Genomic DNA, 22,163 nt, shown 5'->3' with positions numbered 1-22,163 from the left:
GATTAGAACTAAATGGAAAAATTGATTAATGTATCTCTAAATTAAAAATCACCATGACAAAGAATATTTTTATCGTTGCGATAGCTGTCCTGTTAAGTGTTGCTTTCTGTTCGCTATCGGCACAAAATGTGAGTAAAGATTATAATGTGGACGAGTTTTCTGCCATAAACCTGCAATCTGTCGGGAATATTATATTTACTCAATCGGCAGGATGCTCCTGCCGTCTGGAAGGTCCTTCTGAATTTGTAGAGAAAACAAGGGTGACAGTGAAAAATGAAACTCTGGTTATCTCTTATAAAGATAAAAATGCCAAGAATGTCAAGAATCTGACTTTCTATATCACTGCTCCTGATTTGAGTAAAGTGAAAATAGACGGAGTAGGAAACTTCGATGCAAAAGAAGAACTAAAACTTAAAAATATAGCTTTCGAACTTGATGGAGTAGGCAACTGCAACGTGAAAAGTTTATATTGCGATGAATTGAAACTAGATGTTGACGGAGTAGGCAATATGAAGTTGAATGTTGATTGCAGCACTATCAAAGCTAAAGTGGATGGAGTAGGAAATATCACTGTATCCGGTAAAGCGGATGCAGCTTTCTTTAAGCGGGATGGCGTTGGTAAAATCAACTCCAAAAACCTGAAGTGTAAAGACGTAACAAAGAAAGGTTGGAATTTCTAATGTAGAACATTCTTCTGTGAACTCCTGTAGAATCAAATCAAAAAAAGAATAAGAAGATGTGGAAGCAATACATAAAGCAAGCTCTTTACCAGTTGAAGGAGAACCGGCTTATTAGTATTGTCTGTATGGTAGGTACAGCTTTGGCTATTTGCATGATAATGGTGATCGTGCTGACATTGCAGATACGGATAAAAGACTGCGTGCCGGAAGTTAACCGTTCACGATCATTGTATGTCAAGGCAATGACGTCCCGGCATAAAGAGCAACACAATAATGCTGCCAGCAGCCAGATGTCCGTCACGACTGCCCGTGAATGCTTTAAGACGTTGACAATACCTGAAGCGGTTACCATTACTTCCGTTAATAATAAGATGCGTGCTTCTCTTCCCGGAGGGGGCAGGATGAGTGTAGATGAAATGGAAACGGATGAAGCGTTCTGGCAAGTCTTTTGCTTTGAATTCTTGTGTGGCAAACCATATACGAAAGCCGATTTTGAGAGTGGGCTGTCCAAGGCAGTGGTTTCTGCCAGTGTGGCACGCCGCCTGTTCGGTACAACTGACGTGGTAGGGCGTACCATCCAATTAAATAAAGCGGATTATACCATTACAGGAGTAGTGAAAGACGTATCAAAGTTGGCGACAGCTTCTTATGCACAGGTCTGGATTCCCTATACATCGACAGATTTGGCTTCTTTCTCGTGGAGAGAAAATCTGATGGGGCCTATGCGGGCGGTCATCCTTGCACGTTCGTCTGACGATTTTCCGGCTATTCGTGCTGAAGTCGAAAAATATCGTCAGGTCTACAATAGTAAGCTGAAGGATATGGAATTGATTTATCGTGGTCAGCCGGATACTCAATTTGCCTACCTTTACCGCCATTGGGGGACAGACTTGGATATGAAACACATTGTCAGGCGATTCATTCTTATCATTGTGATTCTCCTCTTGGTTCCAGCTATCAACCTAAGTAGTATGACTTTATCCCGCATGCGGAAGCGTATGACGGAAATCGGTGTCCGGAAAGCATTCGGTGCTACTGCCAACGAATTGTTGCGACAGGTATTCTGGGAGAATCTGATATTGACACTGCTTGCGGGAGTATTGGGACTGATATTGAGCTATTCAGCTACTTTCCTGTTAAACTCATTCCTTTTTGGTAACAGTGAGAATGCAGGTCTTGCCGGGGAAACTTCTCTTTCTACTGATATGTTGTTCAGTCCGTTGACGTTCCTCGTTGCATTCTGTTTCTGCCTGTTATTAAATCTATTAAGTGCCGGAATTCCGGCTTGGAGAGTATCGAGAATGAACATTGTAGATGCAATAAACCAAAGATAAAATGATGAAACAGTTATTGAAACAAATATATAATGAGCGCCGGAGCAATGCTTTTCTATGGATTGAGCTATTGTTGGTGTTTGTCGTATTGTGGTATATCGTTGATTTGGTTTATGTCACTTTGCATATCTATTATCAGCCAATGGGCTTTAATATAGAAAATACGTATGTATTACGTATGAACCGTCTTACCGATAAGTCTACCGATTTCAATTCGGATCTGACTGTTAAAGATGATATGACTGCTTTTAGGGAAATAGCTGGACGTTTGTCCCGTCATCCGGAAGTTGAATCTGTTTGTATCTCTCAAAACAGTATTCCATATAATGATGGATGCAGTGCAACGAGTTTCCGTTTCCCGGATAACGACACGGTTTGGATAAGTACGATGGATCGTTGGACCACTCCTGAATATTATAAGGTGTTTCGTTTCCGGAATATCGATGGTTCCGGTCATGAAAGTCTGGTGAAAGCTCTGGAGAAAAATACAATAATCGTTCCTGTCGATGTTGCAGACTATTATCCGGATGCCACTTTCCACGGAAAAGACCTTTTGGGTAAAGAAGTTCGCATGAGTGATACCAACCTTCGTATTGCAGCTTTAACGGAGCCCGTTCGCTACGATCATTATAACATTGCCGGAAAACCTTTTACCGGAACCTATATCGGCACTTACCTTTCTGACGAACAAATGGAAACAGTCGAAAACGTAGCCTATCTCGAATTAAGCCTGCGTGTTCGCGAAGGTGTAGACGATGGCTTTGTGGAACGTCTTATGAATGATGCCGACCGTATCTATCAGGTAGGGAATATTTATATACTTGATGTCACTCCATTAAGCAAAGTCCGGACAGCCAGTGAGATAGACAATGATAATGAATTGCGTACCCAGTTCTGTATTCTCTTTTTCCTGTTGTTGAATATCTTTCTGGGAGTGATCGGCACTTTCTGGTTCCGTACCCAGCAACGCCGGGGAGAAGTCGCTTTACGCATGGCGATGGGAGCTAACCGGAAAAACATATTCTATCGTTTGATTACGGAAGGTTTGTTACTGTTAAGCATGTCAGCTCTTCCTGCCGTATTGATTGCATTCAATATTGGATATACTGAACTGGTGGATATATCACAAATGGCATTTACAGTACCCCGTTTCCTGATAGCCATTTTACTGACATATCTCTTGATGGCGATAATGATTATTCTTGGCGTGTTGTATCCGGCTCTGCAATCAATGAAAGTGCAACCGGCCGAAGCACTAAGAGATGAGTAAGAAATATACTGAACTTTATACTGAAATGATAATGATAAAACTCTACTTTAAACAAGCATTCCATCTGTTGAGGGAAAATAAACTGCTTTCTTCTATTTCCATTATAGGTACAGCTTTGGCTATTGCTATGATTATGGTAATTGTCATCACTTTACGTGCAACAATCGCTCCTTTTGCACCGGAGACCCATCGTGACCGGATGCTCATTTTCCGGTATGCCGGACTTCAGAACAAAGCCAATGTGAACTGGCAGAGTAACGGCCCTATCGGATACAATACAGCGAAAGCCTGTTTTAAAGAAATGACAACCCCTGAAGTTGTTTCTATCACCAGTTCTTTCCGGGAAACAATGCTGGCAGCCAAACCGGCTGGTGAAATGGAAAGTTGTAGTGTGTTGCAAACAGACGATGCTTTCTGGAAAGTGTTCGAGTTTGATTTTATATCCGGTAAACCGTATGATAATGCCGATTTTGATGCGGGTGCGGCAAAAGCCGTCATCTCCGAAGACATGGCACGCCGTTTGTTCGGCACATCAGAAGTGGTTGGGAAAACTTTTCTTCTGAATCATTCAGCTTATGTTATTTGTGGAGTAGTGCACCCGGTGTCCAAATTAGCAAATTATGCTTATGCACAGGTTTGGATTCCTTTAAGTTCGACAAATGCTTTCACAAGCACTTGGGGGGATGAAAATATCATGGGAATGACTGCTGTCTATATTCTGGCTAAATCAAAAGAAGATTTTCCGGCGATTCACCAGGAGGCAGATCGACTAAGAGCCATTTTCATGGCCGGGCATCCCAACTTTGACCTGCTTTATCGTGGACAACCCGACACCTATTTTGTAGCTGCACAACGTTATTCCGCCAATAATCCTCCAGCTGTGAAAGAAGCCGTCCGGCAATATATCTTGACGCTGCTTGTTTTATTACTTGTCCCTGCCGTCAATTTGTCCGGGTTAACCTTGTCACGTATGCGTAAGCGTATCTCTGAAATAGGCGTGCGAAAAGCCTTTGGCGCACCCAGACGGGAACTCATGATGCAAGTGCTTTCCGAAAATATGCTTTATTCTCTCTTCGGAGGTATTCTCGGACTGGTATTAAGTTATGTTGCCGCTTTCCTTTTGGGAGGAATGCTGTTCTCTGTAGATTTCGTATCCAATGGCGTGGAAGATTTGCAGACTATGTGTATCGACTTATTATTCGATCCTGTCGTCTTCCTGTTGGCATTCCTTGCCTGCTTCCTGCTCAATCTGCTAAGTGCGGCTATTCCGGCATGGAAAGTAACCCGCACCAATATTGTGGATGCCATAAACGAAAGATAATCCAATCACATTCAACTTATTAATTCTGAAGAAAATGCAACTATTAAAACAAATATGGAATGAACGCCGGTCAAACGGATGGTTATGGTCGGAGCTATTAATTGTTTTTGTGGTCCTGTGGTATGTGGTCGACTGGACGTATGTGACGGCTCGTACATATTACGAACCGGTAGGATTTGATATAACTGATACTTACTATCTGGAACTTAGTCTGAAAAACAACAAGAGCGATTCGTATCTTTCGAAAGAACAAAAGAATACCACGCTGGGACAGGATATCACCGAATTAGCCAATCGTCTCCGTCGGTTGCCGGAGGTGGAAGCTGTTTCCATATCCAATAATGCACGTCCCTATATTGGTAGTAATTCCGGCATGATGGTGCGCCTTGACACACTGGTTAGTAATCCGCTGAACCGTGCGATGACTCCTGACTTCTTTCAGGTATTCCGTTATCAGAGTGCCGATGGACGTGGATATGAACCATTGGTACAGGCTTTGAAGAATGGTAATGTCGTAGTGGGTGAAAACTTCTGGCGGCCTGATTATAAAGGAGACCGTACACTACTGGGTAAGAATCTGGTAAGTGTGGATGATTCTACAGAAGTGTACAAGATAGGAGGTGTATCGGCAAAAGTGCGTTACAATGATTTCTGGGCTAATTATAGCGACCGGTATGTAGCTGTTGCCATTACAGAAAAAGAAATGGCCGAACTTGATGATGAGTTTTATCCTTCCAATGTGGAAGTTTGTTTGCGGGTGAAACCGGGAACTTCCACAGACTTTCCGGAACGTTTGATGAAATTATCCGCCAGTCAGTTGAGTGTCGGTAATCTATTCATTCTGAAAGTGCATGATTACGAAGATATACGCAATGATTTCCAGCAAGGGAGTTACAATCAGGTACAGGTACGTTTCTGGATGATGGGATTCTTACTGCTCAATATCCTGTTGGGTATTGTTGGTACATTCTGGTTCCGTACACAGCACCGTCGTGCTGAATCAGCGCTTCGTATAGCAGTTGGGTCCAGCCGGATGCAGCTTTGGCAACGGCTGAATAAAGAAGGATTATTACTGTTGACGTTGGCCGCTTTGCCTGCTGCTGTGCTATGCTATAATATCGGCTACCTGGATTTGACGGAAGGGTATTTGGAATGGGGAGTGGTACGTTTTCTTATCACATTTGCCATTACCTATTTCTTGATGACTTTAATGATTCTCATAGGCATTTGGTTCCCTGCTCGTCAGGCAATTCGCATACACCCTGCCGAGGCGTTGCGCGAAGAATAAAAAACTTGGGCTATCTGTTTGTTTTCAATATAATTAACGTATCTTTGTCGGCATAATATTGAAAACACCGCAGGCTTTAATTATATGAATCGACGCTACTATTGTTTGTTTATCGTTCTGTTTTTTGCTGTTCTTATTCAGGCGGCAGCAGCGGAACGTACATACAATATCCTGTTTATACAGTCATACACCTCACAAACTCCTTGGCATAGCGACCTTAACCAGGGGTTAGCCAAAGGATTTAAAGAAAGTGGTCTGAAGGTGAATATAACAACGGAGTATCTTGATGCCGATTTTTGGGCATTCAACTCCGAGAAAGTAATTATGCGCCGTTTTTGTCAACGTGCCCGTGACAGGCAGACTGATTTGATTATAACCGCGAGTGATGAAGCTTTCTATACTCTTTTTGCCTGTGGAGATTCGTTGCCCTTGCAGATACCGGTCGTGTTTTTCGGCATTAAGTATCCCGATACGAAGTTGATTGCTACTCATCCCAATGTTTGCGGGTTCACTGCCAATCCGGATTTCGATGTCATATTGCGCCAGGCGCAAAAGATATTTCCCCGGCGGAAAGAAGTGGTCTGTGTGATAGATAACAGCTTTTTGAGTAACAAAGGTCTTGAAGACTTTGAAGAAGAGTGGAAAATCTTTCAAAAAGACAATCCGGATTATAGGATGAAAGTCTATAATACCCAAAATCATACAACGAGTCACATCATTTCCGCTATTTGTTACCCTCGTAACAGCTACGAACGTCTGGTAGTGGCTCCTAAATGGTCGCCTTTCCTTTCATTCGTTGGCAAAAACTCAAAAGCTCCCGTATTTTCGAGTCAGAATGTGGGGCTCACCAATGGCGTATTCTGCGCATACGATTCAGACAGTTATGCTTCAGCGTTATCGGCGGCTCAAAGAGCTGCTTTAGTATTAAAAGGTACGTCCCCTCAAGAGATAGGAGTGACAGAAATCACGCAGGGATTCATCTATGACTATAAACAGTTGGATTATTTTCATATTGACCCTGATAAAGTATCTTCTAGCGGAACCATCGTAAACGAACCGTATTGGGAGAAATATAAATACCTTTTTATGCTGCTCTATCCGTCTATCCTGGCGTTGCTGATAGCTGCTATCGTGTGGTTGATGCGTGCCAACCGACGTGAATCCAAACGGCGGATTCAGGCACAGACCCGTCTGCTCGTGCAGAACAAACTTGTGGAACAGCGTAATGAGTTTGATAATGTATTTCATTCCATCCGTGATGGTGTGATAACGTATGATACCGATTTGCACATTCATTTCACAAACCGCTCCTTATTGCAGATGCTGCATTTGCCGTATGAGTCGGGTGGTCGTTTTTATGAAGGAATGATGGCAGGTAGCATCTTCAAGATATATTATAACGGTCAGGATATTCTTCATTCCATGCTGAAGCAGGTAGCTTCTAAAGGAGAAAGTGTGAAGATACCCCAAGGAGCTTTCATGAAAGAAGTGCATAGTGATAAATACTTCCCGGTGTCGGGAGAAATAGTTCCTATCCATTCAAAGGATATGATTACCGGTATGGCACTTTCCGCACGGAATATTTCGGATGAAGAAATGCAGAAGCGTTTCTTTGATATGGCAGTAGACGAAAGCTCTATCTATCCGTGGCAGTTTGATATGGAAAACAACTGTTTCATTTTCCCGCAAGGTTTCCTGACACGTTTTGGCTATGATGAATCGGTTACTACGATTTCCCGTGATGAAATGGATCGTACTATCCATCCTGAAGATTTGAAAGAAATAAGGCTGTTGTTTGATAGAACATTGACGGGAGAAGATATCAATACCCGTCTGAACTTCCGTCAGCGGAATGCTAACGGAGAGTATGAATGGTGGGAATACCGTTCTTCTGTAATCACTGGGTTGACACAAGACTCATTGTACGGTATATTAGGCGTTTGTCAGAGTATCCAGCGATATAAGACTGCCGAGCAAGAAATGCGGGAGGCACGTGATAAAGCTCTCCAGGCTGACAAACTGAAATCGGCCTTCCTTGCAAACATGAGTCATGAGATCCGGACTCCGTTGAATGCCATCGTAGGTTTCTCCGATTTGTTAAGCGATACGAGCGGCTTTACGGGAGAAGAAATCGCCCAGTTTATTGGAACGATTAATAAGAATTGCGGCCTGTTGTTGGCTTTGATTAATGATATTCTTGATTTGTCACGTATCGAATCGGGAACGATGGAATTTATGTTTGCAGAACATAACCTGTCTTTGTTGTTAAAGACCGTCCACGATTCTCAACGACTGAATATGCCTCCGGGAGTAGAACTGGTGTTACGTATGCCCGAAAGCGATAAAAAATACCTGACAACGGACAACGTTCGTTTGCAGCAAGTGGTGAATAATCTGATTAATAACGCTGCCAAATTTACGAGTAGCGGTTTCATTACTTTCGGCTATGAAGACGATGAAGATCCCGGATACACTCGTATCTTTGTAGAGGATACCGGAGTAGGTATTTCGGAAGAAGGTATCCGTCATATATTCGAACGATTCTATAAAGTCGATAACTTCACACAAGGAGCAGGTTTGGGATTAAGTATTTGCCAAACCATTATCGAACGGCTGAATGGCGTTATCTCCGTCACTTCTGAAGTAGGTAAAGGCACCCGGTTCACTGTGCGCCTTCCTAACTACTGCGAATAATCGAACGTTCATTTCTGGGCATAGTGTCCGAAAATGAACACTTTTCTTATTCTGTAATCTGTTGAAAATAAAAACATTACTTTTTTGGCACATCGTTTGATCCTTTGTTGAAGGAAAATACTGTGCATAATGAAAAAGAAAAGTATATTGTTTGTTCTTGCTGCCGTTTGTCTGCCATTGGCATTGTCGGCACAGAAAGAAAGGGAGATAACCTTGAATGAAGCCATTGCGATGGCACGTGCTCAATCTGTGGATGCTGCCGTTGCTTTAAACGAGTTGAAAACGGCCTATTGGGAATATCGCACTTTTCGTGCCGACCTGTTGCCGGAAGTCAACCTGACCGGAACTCTGCCCAATTATAATAAATCATATAGTTCTTATCAAAATTCGGACGGCTCTTACGGCTTCGTTCGTAACAACACCTTAGGACTGACCGGCGATCTTTCCATCGATCAGAATATCTGGCTCACCGGTGGTAAACTTTCGTTGACCTCTTCTCTCGACTATATCAAACAATTGGGAGCCGGAGGTGATCGTCACTTTATGTCCGTCCCCGTTACCTTGCAACTCACACAACCCATCTTTGGAGTGAATAATATAAAATGGAACAGGCGCATCGAACCGGTGCGTTATGCCGAAGCAAAAGCTGCTTTTATCACCGCTACCGAAGAAGTGACAATGCGTGCTATCACTTACTACTTCAATCTCTTGCTGGCAAGAGAAAATCTCGGCACAGCCAAGCAGAACCTGACAAATGCCGATCACCTTTATGAAGTGGCTCTTGCCAAACGTAAAATGGGACAGATTTCCGAGAATGAACTCTTACAGCTCAAACTTTCCGCCTTGAATGCGAAAGCTGCGTTGACGGAGGCGGAGAGTGATCTCAATGCCAAGATGTTCCAGCTTCGTGCTTTTCTAGGAGTGGGAGAGGATGAAATCTTAAGCCCTGTTCTCCCCGAAGCGGTGGATCGTCCGAAGATGGAGTACAATCTGGTTTTAAATAAGGCATTGGAACGTAACTCGTTTGCACAGAATATCCGTCGTCGCCAGTTGGAAGCTGATTATGAAGTAGCCACCGCCCGCGGAAATCTGCGTAGCGTCGATTTGTTTGCAAGCGTCGGATATACTGGCGAGAACCGGAACTTCCCTGCCGTTTACCGTAACTTGCAGGATAATCAGATTGTTCAGGTAGGTGTTAAGATTCCGATTCTCGATTGGGGAAAACGTCGTGGAAAAGTCCGGGTAGCCAAGAGCAACCGGGATGTGGTGCTTTCAAAGATCCGCCAGGAACAGATCAACTTCAACCAGGATATCTTTTTGTTGGTGGAGCATTTCAATAATCAGGCGCAGCAGTTGGACATAGCGAAGGAAGCCGATGCAATTGCACAGCAGCGTTATAAGACCAGTATTGAAACTTTCCTGATAGGCAAAATTAATACCTTAGATCTGAATGATGCGCAGAACTCTAAAGATGAGGCAAGACAGAAACATATTTCTGAACTCTATTATTATTGGTATTACTATTATCAGATTCGCAGTCTGACGCTATGGGATTTTCGTTCAAACTCCGAACTTGAAGCTGATTTTGATGAAATTATCCGGCAATAAAAAAGAGAAGAGTGATGTCGGTTGCTATTTTTTTGTAGCTTTGTACAGTCATAGCAGTAAAACAATACCTTTGATTAAAAAGAAACATAAACTATGATTCTGATAATTGACGACGACAGCGCAGTGCGTTCTTCGCTTAGCTTCATGTTGAAGCGAGCAGGCTACGAAGCACAGACCGTTCCCGGTCCGCGGGAAGCAATGGAAGTGGTACGTTCCGTAGCACCGGATTTGATTTTGATGGATATGAACTTCACTCTTTCCACAATGGGTGAGGAAGGTTTAACTCTGCTTAAACAAGTAAAAATATTCCGTCCCGAAGTGCCGGTGATCTTAATGACCGCTTGGGGAAGTATCCAACTAGCCGTGCAAGGAATGCAGGCAGGAGCCTTTGACTTCATTACGAAGCCATGGAATAATGCCGCCTTGTTGCAACGCATCGAAACAGCACTCGAACTTTCCGGCACCTCACAGGAGACAACCCAGGAACAGAGCGAGTCTTTCGACCGCAGCCACATTATCGGGCGTAGCCAGGGATTGATGGATGTGTTGAACACGATTGCCCGCATAGCAAAGACCAATGCTTCCGTACTGATAACAGGAGAAAGCGGAACAGGTAAGGAGCTGATAGCCGAAGCCATTCATATCAACAGTCAGCGTGCCAAATATCCTTTTGTGAAAGTGAACCTCGGAGGGATTTCCCAAAGCTTGTTTGAAAGTGAAATGTTCGGGCATAAGAAAGGAGCTTTTACCGATGCTTCCGCAGATCGTATCGGACGTTTCGAGATGGCAAACAAAGGAACGATTTTTCTGGATGAGATCGGTGATCTCGATCCTTCGTGTCAGGTGAAGTTATTACGCGTATTGCAGGATCAAACATTTGAAGTGCTCGGTGACAGCCGTCCCCGCAAGACAGATATCCGGGTGGTATCAGCCACCAATGCCGATTTGCGTAAGATGGTGGGCGAACGTACTTTCCGTGAAGACCTGTTCTATCGTATCAATCTGATAACGGTGAAACTGCCGGCTTTGCGCGAACGTCGTGAAGATATTCCTTTGCTGGCACGTCATTTTGCCGACCGCCAGGCTGTAACCAATGGATTGCCCCGTACGGAGTTTGCTGCCGATGCCCTGCAATTCTTGAGCCGTTTACCTTATCCGGGGAATATCCGTGAATTGAAGAATCTGGTGGAACGCACCATTTTGGTAAGTGGTAAACCGCTTCTCGATGCTTCTGATTTTGACGCCCAGTACATCCGCCACGATGATGCAAGAGTAGCCGAAGGTGCAGCACTCGCAGGTATGACTTTAGACGAAATAGAACGTCAGACCATTCTTCAGGCTTTGGAACGCTGCAAAGGAAACCTTAGCCAGGTAGCTACGGCATTAGGCATCAGTCGTGCCGCCCTTTACCGACGCCTCGAAAAATATAATATTACAGTATAAAAACAAACCGTTAATTACAGATAAACGTGCGTATAAAAGGACTTTTTTACATACTTGTCATTCTGTTGCTGGCATTGGGTAGTATATTGCTCTATCTCTCCAGTCAGATGAACGCGCTCTTTTTCTACATAGGAGAGGGGCTGGTGCTTTTTATCCTGCTTTATCTGACATTCTTCTATCGTAAGATAGTGAAACCGTTGAATACTATCGGAAGCGGTATGGAACTGCTGCGTGAGCAGGATTTCAGTAGCCGTCTTAGTCCTGTAGGACAATATGAAGCCGATCGTGTGGTGAATATCTTCAACCGCATGATGGAACAGCTCAAGAATGAACGTCTTCGCTTGCGTGAGCAGAATAACTTTCTTGATCTGCTGATTAAGGCTTCTCCAATGGGAGTTATCATCACCTCCCTTGATGAAGACCTTGCGGAACTGAACCCGATGGCTTTGAAGATGCTGGGCGTTCGTCTGGAAGATGTACAAGGCAAGAAGATGAAAGAGATTGATTCTCCGTTGGCGGTGGAACTGTCCAGTCTTCCGAAAGGAGAGACGGTTACCGTCCGTCTGAATGACTCGAATATCTACCGGTGCACTCATTCTTCTTTCATCGATCGTGGATTCCAGCACCCTTTCTATTTGGTGGAAACCCTTACCGACGAAGTGATGAAAGCGGAAAAGAAAGCCTATGAGAAAGTAATCCGCATGATTGCTCATGAAGTGAACAATACGACTGCCGGCATCACTTCTACACTGGATACGGTAGAACAAGCCCTTTCCAGCGAAGAAGGAATGGATGACATTTGCGATGTAATGCGTGTGTGTACCGACCGTTGTTTCTCGATGAGTCGTTTCATCACCCGTTTTGCCGACGTTGTGAAAATCCCCGAACCGACACTTTCTTCTGTCAATCTAAATGATTTGGTTTTCACCTGCAAACGCTTTATGGAAGGAATGTGTAATGACCGTCATATCGCCCTTCGCATGGAAATAGATGAAAGTCTGAAAGACGTTATGCTGGATGCTGCTCTGTTTGAACAAGTACTCGTAAACATTATCAAAAATGCAGCGGAGAGCATTGAAGCCGATGGAGAAATAATAGTCCGTACTATCTCTCCCGCCACTGTTGAAGTGATAGATAACGGCCAGGGAATCAGCAAGGAAACAGAAGCTAAACTGTTCAGCCCTTTCTTCTCCACCAAACCGAACGGCCAGGGAATCGGACTTATCTTTATTCGTGAAGTCCTGATGCGCCATGGATGCACATTCTCTTTGCGAACCTATGCCGACGGCCTGACCCGATTCCGCATTATTTTCCCCTAATTGTGTCAAATAAGAACATTTCTTCCATCAAATAGACCTTTTTTTGTCTTAAAATCACTCATACCTTTGCCCCGCTCAATTCAATAGGATTTAAGGTATGAGATTAATGAAAAAAGGCACATTGACGCTCTTTCTTTTATTGGCTATCAGTATTCCGCTAAGTGCGCAGTATGTGGTACAAGGGGTGGTGACTGATTCTCTGACCAAAGAGCCTTTGCCTTATGCATCTGTACGCTTAAAAGACACGACAGAAGGAACTACTACCGGAAGCGACGGACGTTTCTACTTCAAAACCAACCGTTCCGAAGCAGTGCTTGTCATCTCTGTAATCGGTTATAATGACTATATCCGTTCCATCCGTCCTGCCCGTAACGCATCGTATAAAGTAGCGCTTTCGCCTACCGAATATGCCCTCGGCGAAGTAGTGGTAAAACCCAAACGCGAGCACTACCGGAAGAAAGATAATCCGGCCGTAGAATTTGTGCGCCGCATGATTGAAAGCCGTGACAACCATTCCCCCTACGAAAAAGACTTCTGGCAACGCGAACGTTATGAAAAGACCACTTTCGCATTGAACAATTTCGATGAAGAGAAACAGAAGAAATGGCTATATCGCAAATTTGATTTCCTTACCGAATACGTAGACACTTCTGCCGTCACCGGTAAACCGATTCTGACAGTATCAGCCCGCGAACTGCTTGCCACAGACTATTACCGGAAATCTCCCCGTTCCGAGAAACAATGGGTGAAAGGGCGTAAACAGGCCGGTGTCGATGAATTTCTCTCCAAACAAGGAATGCAGGCTGCCATCAATGAAGTCTTTAAAGACGTGGATATCTACGAAAATAATATCTCCCTGTTCACGAATAAATTTGTCAGTCCATTGTCCCGTATCGGCACAGGCTTCTATAAATATTACCTGATGGATACCTTGCAGATTGCCGGAGAACCTTGTGTAGACCTTGCTTTTACACCATTCAATTCCGAGTCTTTCGGTTTCAACGGACATCTGTATGTGGTGCTCGACTCTACTTATTTTGTCAAACGTGCCGTATTCAACTTCCCCAAAAAGATAAACCTGAACTTTGTGGATTATATGTTGCTTGAGCAGGAATTCAAGCGTGCCGAAGATGGTACACGCTTGCTCGACCATGAAAGCATCACTGTTGAGTTTAAACTGACCGAAGGGCAGGACGGTATTTTTGCCCGTCGTGTGGCAGATTACAGCAACTATACCTTTACCCCGACTGCTGAAGCCGACAAGGCTTTCACTAAACCCGAACGCATCATCGAAGAAACCGAAGCCCTGTCTCGCCCCGAAACATTCTGGGCGGAGAACCGTCCGCAAGCCGCCATCTCCCAACAGGAGAACTCGGTAGACCGCCTGATGACGCAATTACGCAGCTATCCGGTATATTACTGGACGGAAAAAGTACTTTCCATTCTCTTCACGGGATATATCCCTACCTCCAAAGAAGCCCCCCTTTTCTATATCGGCCCGATGAATGCAACCATCAGCGGCAATACATTGGAAGGTCCCCGCATCCGTGCCGGAGGTATGACAACCGCCTGGCTCAATCCGCACCTGTTTGGCAAAGGATATGTGGCTTACGGTTTTAAAGATGAAAGAGTGAAAGGATTGGCGGAACTGGAATATTCGTTCAAGAAGAAAAAAGAATACGCCAATGAATTTCCCATCCATTCTCTGAAATTGCGTTACGAATCAGATGTGAACCAGTACGGGCAAAACTACCTGTACACAAGCAAAGACAACGTGTTCCTAGCCTTGAAACGTGAGAAAGACGACCGTATCGGCTATTTCCGGCAAGCGGAGATGACCTATACCAATGAGTTCTACTCCGGCTTTTCTTTCCAGTTAACGGCACGTACACGAAAAGATGAGTCCTCCTACCTGATCCCTTTCTTAAAAAAGGAAGGAGATGCGTACACTCCGGTCAAAGATTTCTCTATTAGTGCGGCAGAGTTAAAACTGCGTTATGCTCCGAACGAGAAATTCTTCCAGACCCAATGGAACCGTTTCCCTGTGTCATTGGATGCACCGGTGTTTACCCTGTCTCATACCCTTGCTGGAAAAGGCGTGTTGGGTAGCGATTACACCTACAATCATACCGAGGCCGGTATCCAGAAACGCTTCTGGTTTTCCGCATTCGGCTATACGGATATTATTCTAAAAGCCGGAAAAGTGTGGGACAAAGTTCCTTTTCCGTTGCTAATCATGCCTAATGCCAACCTTTCTTATACCATCCAACCCGAATCCTACTCGTTGATGAATGCGATGGAGTTCATGAACGATGAATATTTCTCGTGGGATGTTACGTATTTCCTCAACGGATGGCTGTTCAACCGCGTTCCGTTGTTGAAAAAACTCAAATGGAGGGAAATAGTTTCCTGTCGGGGGCTATATGGACATTTGAGCGACAAAAACAACCCTGCTTTGAGTGACGGTTTGTTCGCTTTTCCGATAGAAAACACGCAAACAATGGGAAAAACACCTTACGTGGAGGCGGGTGTCGGTATCGAAAACATTTTCAAGGTGTTACGTTTAGACTATGTCTGGAGGCTCACTTATCGTGATTCTCCCGGGATTGACAAATCAGGCTTGAGAATAAGTCTCCACATGACCTTTTAAAAGTTAAATCCTGCTAATTGCAATGTTTATATGACAAATAAAGACCGTATTAGTAATTAATTAATCTTATTTTTGCATCAATTTTAGTTTAATTTTAATAGAATAGAAATGAAACAAGAAATTAAACCCGCTACCGGGCGTCTTGGCGTACTGGTAGTTGGAGTGGGTGGTGCGGTAGCTACCACGATGATTGTAGGTACACTAGCCTCTCGCAAGGGACTGGCAAAACCGATAGGATCTATTACCCAGTTAGCCACAATGCGCATGGAGAACAACGAAGAAAAACTCATCAAGGACGTTGTGCCTTTGACGAATTTGGAAGACATTGTTTTCGGAGGATGGGATATTTTCCCGGACAACGCATACGAAGCTGCTATGTACGCCGAGGTTTTGAAAGAAAAAGACCTCAACGGAGTGAAAGAAGAATTGGAAGCTATCAAACCGATGCCGGCTGCTTTCGATCACAACTGGGCAAAACGTCTGAATGGTACGCACATTAAGAAGGCCGCTACCCGTTGGGAAATGGTAGAACAACTTCGCCAGGATATCCGCGACTTCAAAGCTGCTAACAACTGCGAACGTGTAGTTGTACTCTGGGCTGCAAGTACTGAAATTTACATTCCGTTGTCTGACGAACACATGTCACTCGCTGCTTTAGAGAAAGCAATGAAGGAAAACAACACTGAAGTGATTTCTCCGAGTATGTGTTATGCGTATGCTGCGATTGCAGAAGACGCTCCGTTCGTAATGGGTGCTCCTAACTTGTGTGTAGATACTCCTGCTATGTGGGAATTCTCTAAACAAAAGAATGTACCTATCTCTGGTAAAGACTTCAAGAGTGGTCAGACACTGATGAAAACCGTATTGGCTCCGATGTTCAAGACCCGTATGCTGGGTGTGAACGGTTGGTTCTCTACCAATATCCTCGGTAACCGTGACGGTGAAGTACTCGATGATCCGGATAACTTCAAGACAAAAGAAGTCAGCAAGTTGTCTGTAATCGATACTATCTTCGAACCCGAAAAATATCCGGATCTCTACGGAGACGTTTATCATAAAGTACGTATCAACTACTATCCTCCTCGCAAAGACAACAAAGAAGCATGGGACAACATCGACATCTTCGGATGGATGGGCTACCCGATGGAAATCAAGGTGAACTTCCTTTGCCGCGACTCTATCCTTGCAGCTCCTATCGCTCTTGACCTTGTGCTGTTCAGTGACTTGGCTATGCGTGCAGGCATGTGCGGCATCCAGACTTGGTTGTCATTCTTCTGCAAGAGCCCGATGCACGATTTCGAACATCAGCCCGAACACGACTTGTTTACACAATGGAGAATGGTAAAACAGACATTGCGTAACATGATTGGTGAAAAAGAACCTGATTACTTAGCTTAATCAGTAACCCCAAATAATAAGTTGAGATTGAGATTTACCATCCTATAAAGACTGGTGGATGCTCAACCTCAACTTTTACTTTTTTATTGTACAAATTCCCGGTCACATTCGGGAACTCATGGCATAACCGACTCGTAGTTTGTAATTAGTAATTAGTAATAAATGAAGCGTCCTCCCTTTCTACCTGTTTTTATAGGCACGGGCTTTGGCTCCGGTTTTTCTCCTTTTGCTCCCGGCACGGCTGGGGCGTTACTGGCTTCTATCATTTGGATTGCATTTTATTTCCTCCTTCCTTTCCCTGTTGTATTATGGCTGACCGCCGCTTTGGTGATTGTATTTACATTCGCCGGCATTTGGGCTGCCAATAAGCTGGAAACTTATTGGGGAGAAGATCCTTCGCGTGTGGTAGTGGACGAGATGGTAGGAGTATGGATACCGTTATTGGCTGTTCCCAATGACGATCGTTGGTTCTGGTACGTGATTGCGGCTTTTGCCCTGTTCCGTATCTTTGATATAGCCAAGCCGTTGGGCATACGCCGTATGGAAAGCCTGAAAGGTGGAGTAGGTGTGATGATGGACGACGTTTTGGCGGGAGTGTATAGTTTTATTTTGTTAGTGGGAGCAAGATGGGTGATTGGCTGAAAAGAGTTGCACGGATGATTTCCCAGAAAGGTGGCATCTTCATGTTCTTGAGGGCGCAGCTTTCTGCTCAAATGGCAACTATTGCAGACTTTCTCGTTACGATTCTTCTGGTCAGGCTATTTGAAGTCTACTATGTATATGCCACCCTGGCGGGGGCTATCTATGGAGGAATCGTCAATTGTGTTATCAACTATAAATGGACCTTTAAATCGAAAGGAAAGAAAACGAATGTCGCTGCAAAGTTTATCCTTGTATGGATTTGTAGCGTTTGGCTAAACACGTGGGGCACGTATGCACTGACAGAATCATTAGCAAAGATTCCCTGGGTACGTGATACGCTTAGCCTGTATTTCGGAGATTTCTTCATTATTCCTAAAGTGGTAGTAGCAATCATCGTGGCATTGTTTTGGAACTATAATATGCAGCGTGTCTTTGTTTACCGGAATATAGATATAAGAAGTTTATTCGGAAAAAGAAACTGAAAAAACAGATTGAAAAAATCGATTGAAAGAACTGATTGAGAAAACAGAAGATTTAGATAAAAATAGCTATAAACAGATTTAAACAGATGAATTACAGAGATTATTTACAACAGTTGATTTATAAGATTATCAATCCCCTGATACGCGGAATGATTAAAATAGGGATCACTCCTAACTTTATCACCACTACCGGATTTATCCTGAATGTAGTAGCGGCAGGAATGTTTGTATATGCCGGCATTTATGGCGGTCAAAACGATCTGGCCATTATCGGCTGGGCAGGCGGTGTGATTTTGTTTGCCGGATTGTTTGATATGATGGACGGACGTGTAGCTCGCCTGGGTAACATGAGTTCCAAGTTCGGTGCGCTTTACGATTCAGTACTCGACCGTTACAGTGAATTGATGACCTTCTTCGGTATCTGTTACTATTTGTCAATGAAAGACTATTTCTTTTATGCACTTATTGCCTTCATAGCACTAATAGGCTCACTGATGGTAAGCTACGTGCGTGCCCGTGCCGAAGGACTGGGAATCGAATGTAAAGTGGGATTCATGCAACGTCCGGAGCGCGTAGTGCTGACCAGTCTCGGAGCTTTATTCTGTGGCGTTTTCAAAGATATCACCGCTTTCGAACCGATTCTGATTATGATTGTTCCTCTTGCCTTTGTTGCAGTGTTTGCCAATATCACGGCTTTTGCACGTGTGAGACATTGCTACAAAGCGATGAAAGAATAATCTATCATTTATCAACTATCACCTATCAACTAATATGATAAAGAATATTCAAATGCCGTCGAAGAGAGAAGCCCTGACTGTGACAGTCATTATGGCTCTTTTCCTTTTGCTGACAGGTATCTTCATCGGGCTTCGTTCCGAGCACCTGTTAATGGCGGCACTCTATTTAGTTTTATTTTTTGCCGGACTGCCTACTCGTAAGTTAGCAGTAGCTCTGTTGCCTTTCGCCATTTTTGGAATCTCGTATGACTGGATGCGTATTTGCCCCAACTACGAAGTGAACCCGATTGACGTGGCCGGACTGTATAATCTCGAAAAGTCCCTCTTCGGAGTGATGGATAATGGCCTTCTGGTTACCCCTTGCGAATACTTCGCTGCACACAACTGGCCGATAGCAGACGTCTTTGCCGGAATCTTCTACCTTTGCTGGGTTCCTGTTCCTATCCTGTTCGGGCTTTGCCTGTATTTCAAGAAGGAAAGAAAAACCTACCTTCGCTTTGCACTGGTATTTTTATTCGTCAACCTGATCGGCTTTGCCGGTTATTATATCCATCCGGCAGCTCCACCCTGGTATGCTATCAACTACGGTTTCGAACCGATACTGAACACACCCGGCAATGTAGCAGGATTGGGACGCTTTGATGCTTTCTTCGGAGTGACCATCTTCGATTCGATCTATGGACGCAATGCAAACGTCTTTGCGGCAGTACCTTCACTGCACGCAGCCTATATGGTAGTTGCATTAGTGTACGCCATTATTGGTAAATGCAGATGGTATGTGATTACCCTTTTCTCTATTATTATGGTAGGTATTTGGGGAACAGCCATTTATTCATGCCATCATTATATCATTGATGTATTACTCGGTATCTCTTGCGCATTGATCGGCTGGCTGGTATTCGAATATGTATTGATGAAAATCCCGGCATTCAAAAGATTCTTCGAAAGATATTATGCATATATAAAGTAGATCTATCCCCGTGCTGGAATAAATCGTACTAAGTCATACAAGAAACTGTGAAGAACAAATATCGTAATATATTCCTCGCCTTTGGTATCATCGCCGTCCTGATTATGATATTCACTTTCGATATGGATTATCAGGAGCTTTGGATGAATCTGAAACGTGCAGGGATATATTTACCTTTGGTCTTGTTGCTGTGGCTGTTCGTCTACCTGATTAATACAGTCTCGTGGTATATAATAATCCGTAGCAGCGGAAAAACCGGCTTTTCATTTGCCCGGCTCTACAAATTCACCGTGACTGGATTTGCACTCAATTACGTGACTCCCGTCGGACTGATGGGTGGTGAGCCATACCGCATCATGGAACTGAAACCCTATATAGGAATCGAACGTGCCACCTCTTCCGTGATTCTTTACGTGATGATGCATATCTTTTCCCACTTTTGCTTTTGGTTGAGTTCAGTATTGCTTTATGTCTGCCTGTACCCGGTAGGGTGGGCGATGGGAATAATCCTGGGAGCTATAACCGTCTTTTGTCTACTGATCGTTATCCTTTTCATCAAAGGCTACCGGCATGGGATGGCAGTAGCTTTTGTCCGCATGGGTAGTCATATTCCTTTCCTGAAAAAGAAAGTACTTCATTTTGCAAGTGCACATAAAGAGAAACTGGAGAATATAGACAAACAAATCGCACTTCTCCATCAGCAAAAGAAACAAACATTTTATAGCGCCCTCTTCCTGGAATATACCGCCCGCGTAGTCAGCTGTCTTGAAATCTGGCTGATACTGAATGTGCTGACTACTAACGTCAGCTTTGCCGACTGCTGCCTGATTGCAGCTTTCTCTTCTCTTCTTGCCAACCTGCTGTTTTTCCTGCCCATGCAACTGGGAGGTCGTGAAGGCGGCTTTGCTCTTGCCGTAGGTGGACTTTCCCTTTCCGGAGCCTACGGTGTCTATGCCGCTTTGATTACCCGGGTGCGTGAAATGGTCTGGATTGTTATCGGACTTGCACTGATGAAAGTAGGAAACTTTAAACAATCAAAAGAAAAATATTCTGCTTAAATTTATAACTTTGTCTGACTTATAAAAGGATCTATATAAAAAGACCTATAAAGAAAGCGACAATGAATAATTTTATCTTTTACAGCCCTACCGAATTTGTATTCGGTAGGGACACGGAAGCGCAGACCGGAGCATTAGTGCAGAAATACGGCGCACGCAAAGTAATGATTGTCTATGGTGGTGGTTCTGTGATACGCAGCGGATTATTGGCTCGTGTTGAGAACTCATTGCAGGAAGCAGGTATTCCTTATTGTATGCTGGGTGGTGTACAGCCTAACCCGATAGACACGAAAGTATATGAAGGAATCGACCTCTGCCGGAAAGAAAACGTAGACATGATGCTCGCTGTTGGTGGCGGCTCCGTGATTGATACGGCGAAAGCCATTGCAGCCGGAGTTCCTTACAACGGAGATTTCTGGGATTTCTACATCGGAAAAGCCATTGTGACGAAAGCATTGAAAGTAGCCGTTGTGCTGACAATCCCTGCTGCCGGAAGCGAAGGTTCCGGCAATACCGTCATCACGAAAGTCGATGGCTTACAGAAATTAAGTCTCCGTGCTCCCGGTGTACTGCGTCCTGTTTTTGCCGTAATGAATCCCGAACTGACCTACACGCTTCCTCCTTTCCAAACCGCTTGCGGCATTGCCGATATGATGGCACACATTATGGAACGCTATTTCACCAACACGAAAGACGTAGAGATAGGCGACCGCCTGTGCGAAGGCACATTGCTTGCCATCATTAAAGAAGCAACCACCGTCATGAAAGAACCTGAAAACTACGGAGCCCGTGCCAATCTGATGTGGAGCGGAACCATTGCCCACAACGGAACCTGTGGTGTAGGTTGTGAAGAGGACTGGGCTTCCCACTTCCTCGAACATGAAATCAGTGCCATCTATAACGTGACTCATGGCGCCGGGCTCTCTGTGATTTTTCCTGCCTGGATGACATGGATGACAGAACACAATGTGGATAAGATAGCCCAATACGCCATCCGAGTGTGGGGAGTGGCAGAATCAGCCGATAAAAAGGCGGTAGCTCTTGAAGGAATCTCCCGCCTGAAATCCTTCTTTACTTCCATCGGCCTGCCTGTGACCTTCAAAGAACTTGGCATTGAGAATCCCGACATCGACCGCCTTGTAGACAGTCTGCACCGGAATAAAGGCGAATTGGTAGGTAACTATGTCAAGCTGACAAAGAAAGATAGTAAAGAAATTTATCATCTGGCTTTATAAAAATAGCATGGTATCATTTGGTTAGCTCATGCGA

General features: G+C 44.2%; 17 protein-coding genes. All 17 read left to right on the top strand.

From position 1 onward, the window contains the following. The first annotated feature begins 53 nt into the window (after window positions 1–53). The 17 genes from H8796_RS22395 (at window position 54) to H8796_RS22315 (ending at window position 22,129) form a co-directional block, all read left to right on the top strand. Window positions 54–680, top strand: coding sequence for a GIN domain-containing protein (locus H8796_RS22395; protein ID WP_117933976.1), 627 nt, complete (start codon window positions 54–56; stop codon window positions 678–680). 56 nt (window positions 681–736) lie between these two features. After that, window positions 737–2,014, top strand: a complete 1,278-nt coding sequence (locus H8796_RS22390; protein ID WP_117933974.1) for an ABC transporter permease — start codon at window positions 737–739, stop codon at window positions 2,012–2,014. Window position 2,015: 1 nt separating this feature from the next. Next, the gene (locus H8796_RS22385) at window positions 2,016–3,284 is read left to right on the top strand and encodes an ABC transporter permease (RefSeq protein WP_117933972.1); all 1,269 of its coding nucleotides are present in this window, start codon (window positions 2,016–2,018) and stop codon (window positions 3,282–3,284) included. Between the two features lie 31 nt (window positions 3,285–3,315). Then, entirely contained in the window at window positions 3,316–4,605 is a 1,290-nt protein-coding gene (locus H8796_RS22380; RefSeq protein ID WP_117934145.1) for an ABC transporter permease, read from the top strand. Window positions 4,606–4,639: 34 nt separating this feature from the next. After that, on the top strand, window positions 4,640–5,893 hold the full coding sequence (locus H8796_RS22375) for an ABC transporter permease (RefSeq protein ID WP_117933970.1): 1,254 nt from the start codon (window positions 4,640–4,642) through the stop codon (window positions 5,891–5,893). Window positions 5,894–5,977: 84 nt separating this feature from the next. After that, complete coding sequence (locus H8796_RS22370) at window positions 5,978–8,587, top strand: PAS domain-containing sensor histidine kinase (protein ID WP_117933968.1); 2,610 nt, start codon at window positions 5,978–5,980, stop codon at window positions 8,585–8,587. A 129-nt stretch (window positions 8,588–8,716) separates the two neighbouring features. Beyond that, complete coding sequence (locus H8796_RS22365) at window positions 8,717–10,195, top strand: TolC family protein (RefSeq protein ID WP_117933966.1); 1,479 nt, start codon at window positions 8,717–8,719, stop codon at window positions 10,193–10,195. A 93-nt stretch (window positions 10,196–10,288) separates the two neighbouring features. After that, entirely contained in the window at window positions 10,289–11,638 is a 1,350-nt protein-coding gene (locus tag H8796_RS22360; RefSeq protein WP_117933964.1) for a sigma-54 dependent transcriptional regulator, read from the top strand. A gap of 26 nt (window positions 11,639–11,664) precedes the next feature. Next, entirely contained in the window at window positions 11,665–12,957 is a 1,293-nt protein-coding gene (locus H8796_RS22355) for a PAS domain-containing sensor histidine kinase (RefSeq protein ID WP_117933962.1), read from the top strand. A 97-nt stretch (window positions 12,958–13,054) separates the two neighbouring features. Beyond that, a complete protein-coding gene (locus H8796_RS22350) occupies window positions 13,055–15,607 on the top strand; it encodes a DUF5686 and carboxypeptidase-like regulatory domain-containing protein (protein ID WP_117933961.1) in 2,553 nt (850 codons plus the stop codon). A gap of 108 nt (window positions 15,608–15,715) precedes the next feature. Then, window positions 15,716–17,005 (top strand): inositol-3-phosphate synthase, encoded by a 1,290-nt coding sequence (locus tag H8796_RS22345; protein ID WP_008999917.1) that lies wholly within the window; start codon window positions 15,716–15,718, stop codon window positions 17,003–17,005. 162 nt (window positions 17,006–17,167) lie between these two features. Further along, a complete protein-coding gene (locus H8796_RS22340) occupies window positions 17,168–17,647 on the top strand; it encodes a phosphatidylglycerophosphatase A (RefSeq protein ID WP_008999918.1) in 480 nt (159 codons plus the stop codon). A gap of 14 nt (window positions 17,648–17,661) precedes the next feature. After that, window positions 17,662–18,129 carry a GtrA family protein gene (locus H8796_RS22335; RefSeq protein ID WP_008999919.1) on the top strand — a complete coding sequence of 156 codons (468 nt, stop codon included), beginning with the start codon at window positions 17,662–17,664 and terminating at the stop codon, window positions 18,127–18,129. Window positions 18,130–18,215: 86 nt separating this feature from the next. Continuing rightward, the gene (locus H8796_RS22330; protein WP_008999920.1) at window positions 18,216–18,866 is read left to right on the top strand and encodes a CDP-alcohol phosphatidyltransferase family protein; all 651 of its coding nucleotides are present in this window, start codon (window positions 18,216–18,218) and stop codon (window positions 18,864–18,866) included. A gap of 52 nt (window positions 18,867–18,918) precedes the next feature. Beyond that, window positions 18,919–19,836, top strand: coding sequence for a phosphatase PAP2 family protein (locus H8796_RS22325; protein WP_117934143.1), 918 nt, complete (start codon window positions 18,919–18,921; stop codon window positions 19,834–19,836). A 47-nt stretch (window positions 19,837–19,883) separates the two neighbouring features. Next, window positions 19,884–20,894 (top strand): lysylphosphatidylglycerol synthase transmembrane domain-containing protein, encoded by a 1,011-nt coding sequence (locus H8796_RS22320; protein WP_117933959.1) that lies wholly within the window; start codon window positions 19,884–19,886, stop codon window positions 20,892–20,894. Window positions 20,895–20,956: 62 nt separating this feature from the next. After that, window positions 20,957–22,129 (top strand): iron-containing alcohol dehydrogenase, encoded by a 1,173-nt coding sequence (locus tag H8796_RS22315; protein ID WP_117933957.1) that lies wholly within the window; start codon window positions 20,957–20,959, stop codon window positions 22,127–22,129. Window positions 22,130–22,163: the final 34 nt, after the last annotated feature.

The sequence above is a fragment of the Bacteroides sp. M10 genome, assembly GCF_014334015.1.
Classification (GTDB): Bacteria; Bacteroidota; Bacteroidia; order Bacteroidales; family Bacteroidaceae; genus Bacteroides; species Bacteroides intestinigallinarum.
This window is presented reverse-complemented; position numbering and strand designations above follow the sequence as displayed.

Coding starts and splice junctions, on each gene's coding strand:
- H8796_RS22395 (WP_117933976.1), top strand. CDS start 54: ATGACAAAGAATATTTTTATCGTTGCGATAGCTGTCCTGTTAAGTGTT.
- H8796_RS22390 (WP_117933974.1), top strand. CDS start 737: ATGTGGAAGCAATACATAAAGCAAGCTCTTTACCAGTTGAAGGAGAAC.
- H8796_RS22385 (WP_117933972.1), top strand. CDS start 2,016: ATGATGAAACAGTTATTGAAACAAATATATAATGAGCGCCGGAGCAAT.
- H8796_RS22380 (WP_117934145.1), top strand. CDS start 3,316: ATGATAAAACTCTACTTTAAACAAGCATTCCATCTGTTGAGGGAAAAT.
- H8796_RS22375 (WP_117933970.1), top strand. CDS start 4,640: ATGCAACTATTAAAACAAATATGGAATGAACGCCGGTCAAACGGATGG.
- H8796_RS22370 (WP_117933968.1), top strand. CDS start 5,978: ATGAATCGACGCTACTATTGTTTGTTTATCGTTCTGTTTTTTGCTGTT.
- H8796_RS22365 (WP_117933966.1), top strand. CDS start 8,717: ATGAAAAAGAAAAGTATATTGTTTGTTCTTGCTGCCGTTTGTCTGCCA.
- H8796_RS22360 (WP_117933964.1), top strand. CDS start 10,289: ATGATTCTGATAATTGACGACGACAGCGCAGTGCGTTCTTCGCTTAGC.
- H8796_RS22350 (WP_117933961.1), top strand. CDS start 13,055: ATGAGATTAATGAAAAAAGGCACATTGACGCTCTTTCTTTTATTGGCT.
- H8796_RS22345 (WP_008999917.1), top strand. CDS start 15,716: ATGAAACAAGAAATTAAACCCGCTACCGGGCGTCTTGGCGTACTGGTA.
- H8796_RS22340 (WP_008999918.1), top strand. CDS start 17,168: ATGAAGCGTCCTCCCTTTCTACCTGTTTTTATAGGCACGGGCTTTGGC.
- H8796_RS22335 (WP_008999919.1), top strand. CDS start 17,662: ATGATTTCCCAGAAAGGTGGCATCTTCATGTTCTTGAGGGCGCAGCTT.
- H8796_RS22330 (WP_008999920.1), top strand. CDS start 18,216: ATGAATTACAGAGATTATTTACAACAGTTGATTTATAAGATTATCAAT.
- H8796_RS22325 (WP_117934143.1), top strand. CDS start 18,919: ATGCCGTCGAAGAGAGAAGCCCTGACTGTGACAGTCATTATGGCTCTT.
- H8796_RS22315 (WP_117933957.1), top strand. CDS start 20,957: ATGAATAATTTTATCTTTTACAGCCCTACCGAATTTGTATTCGGTAGG.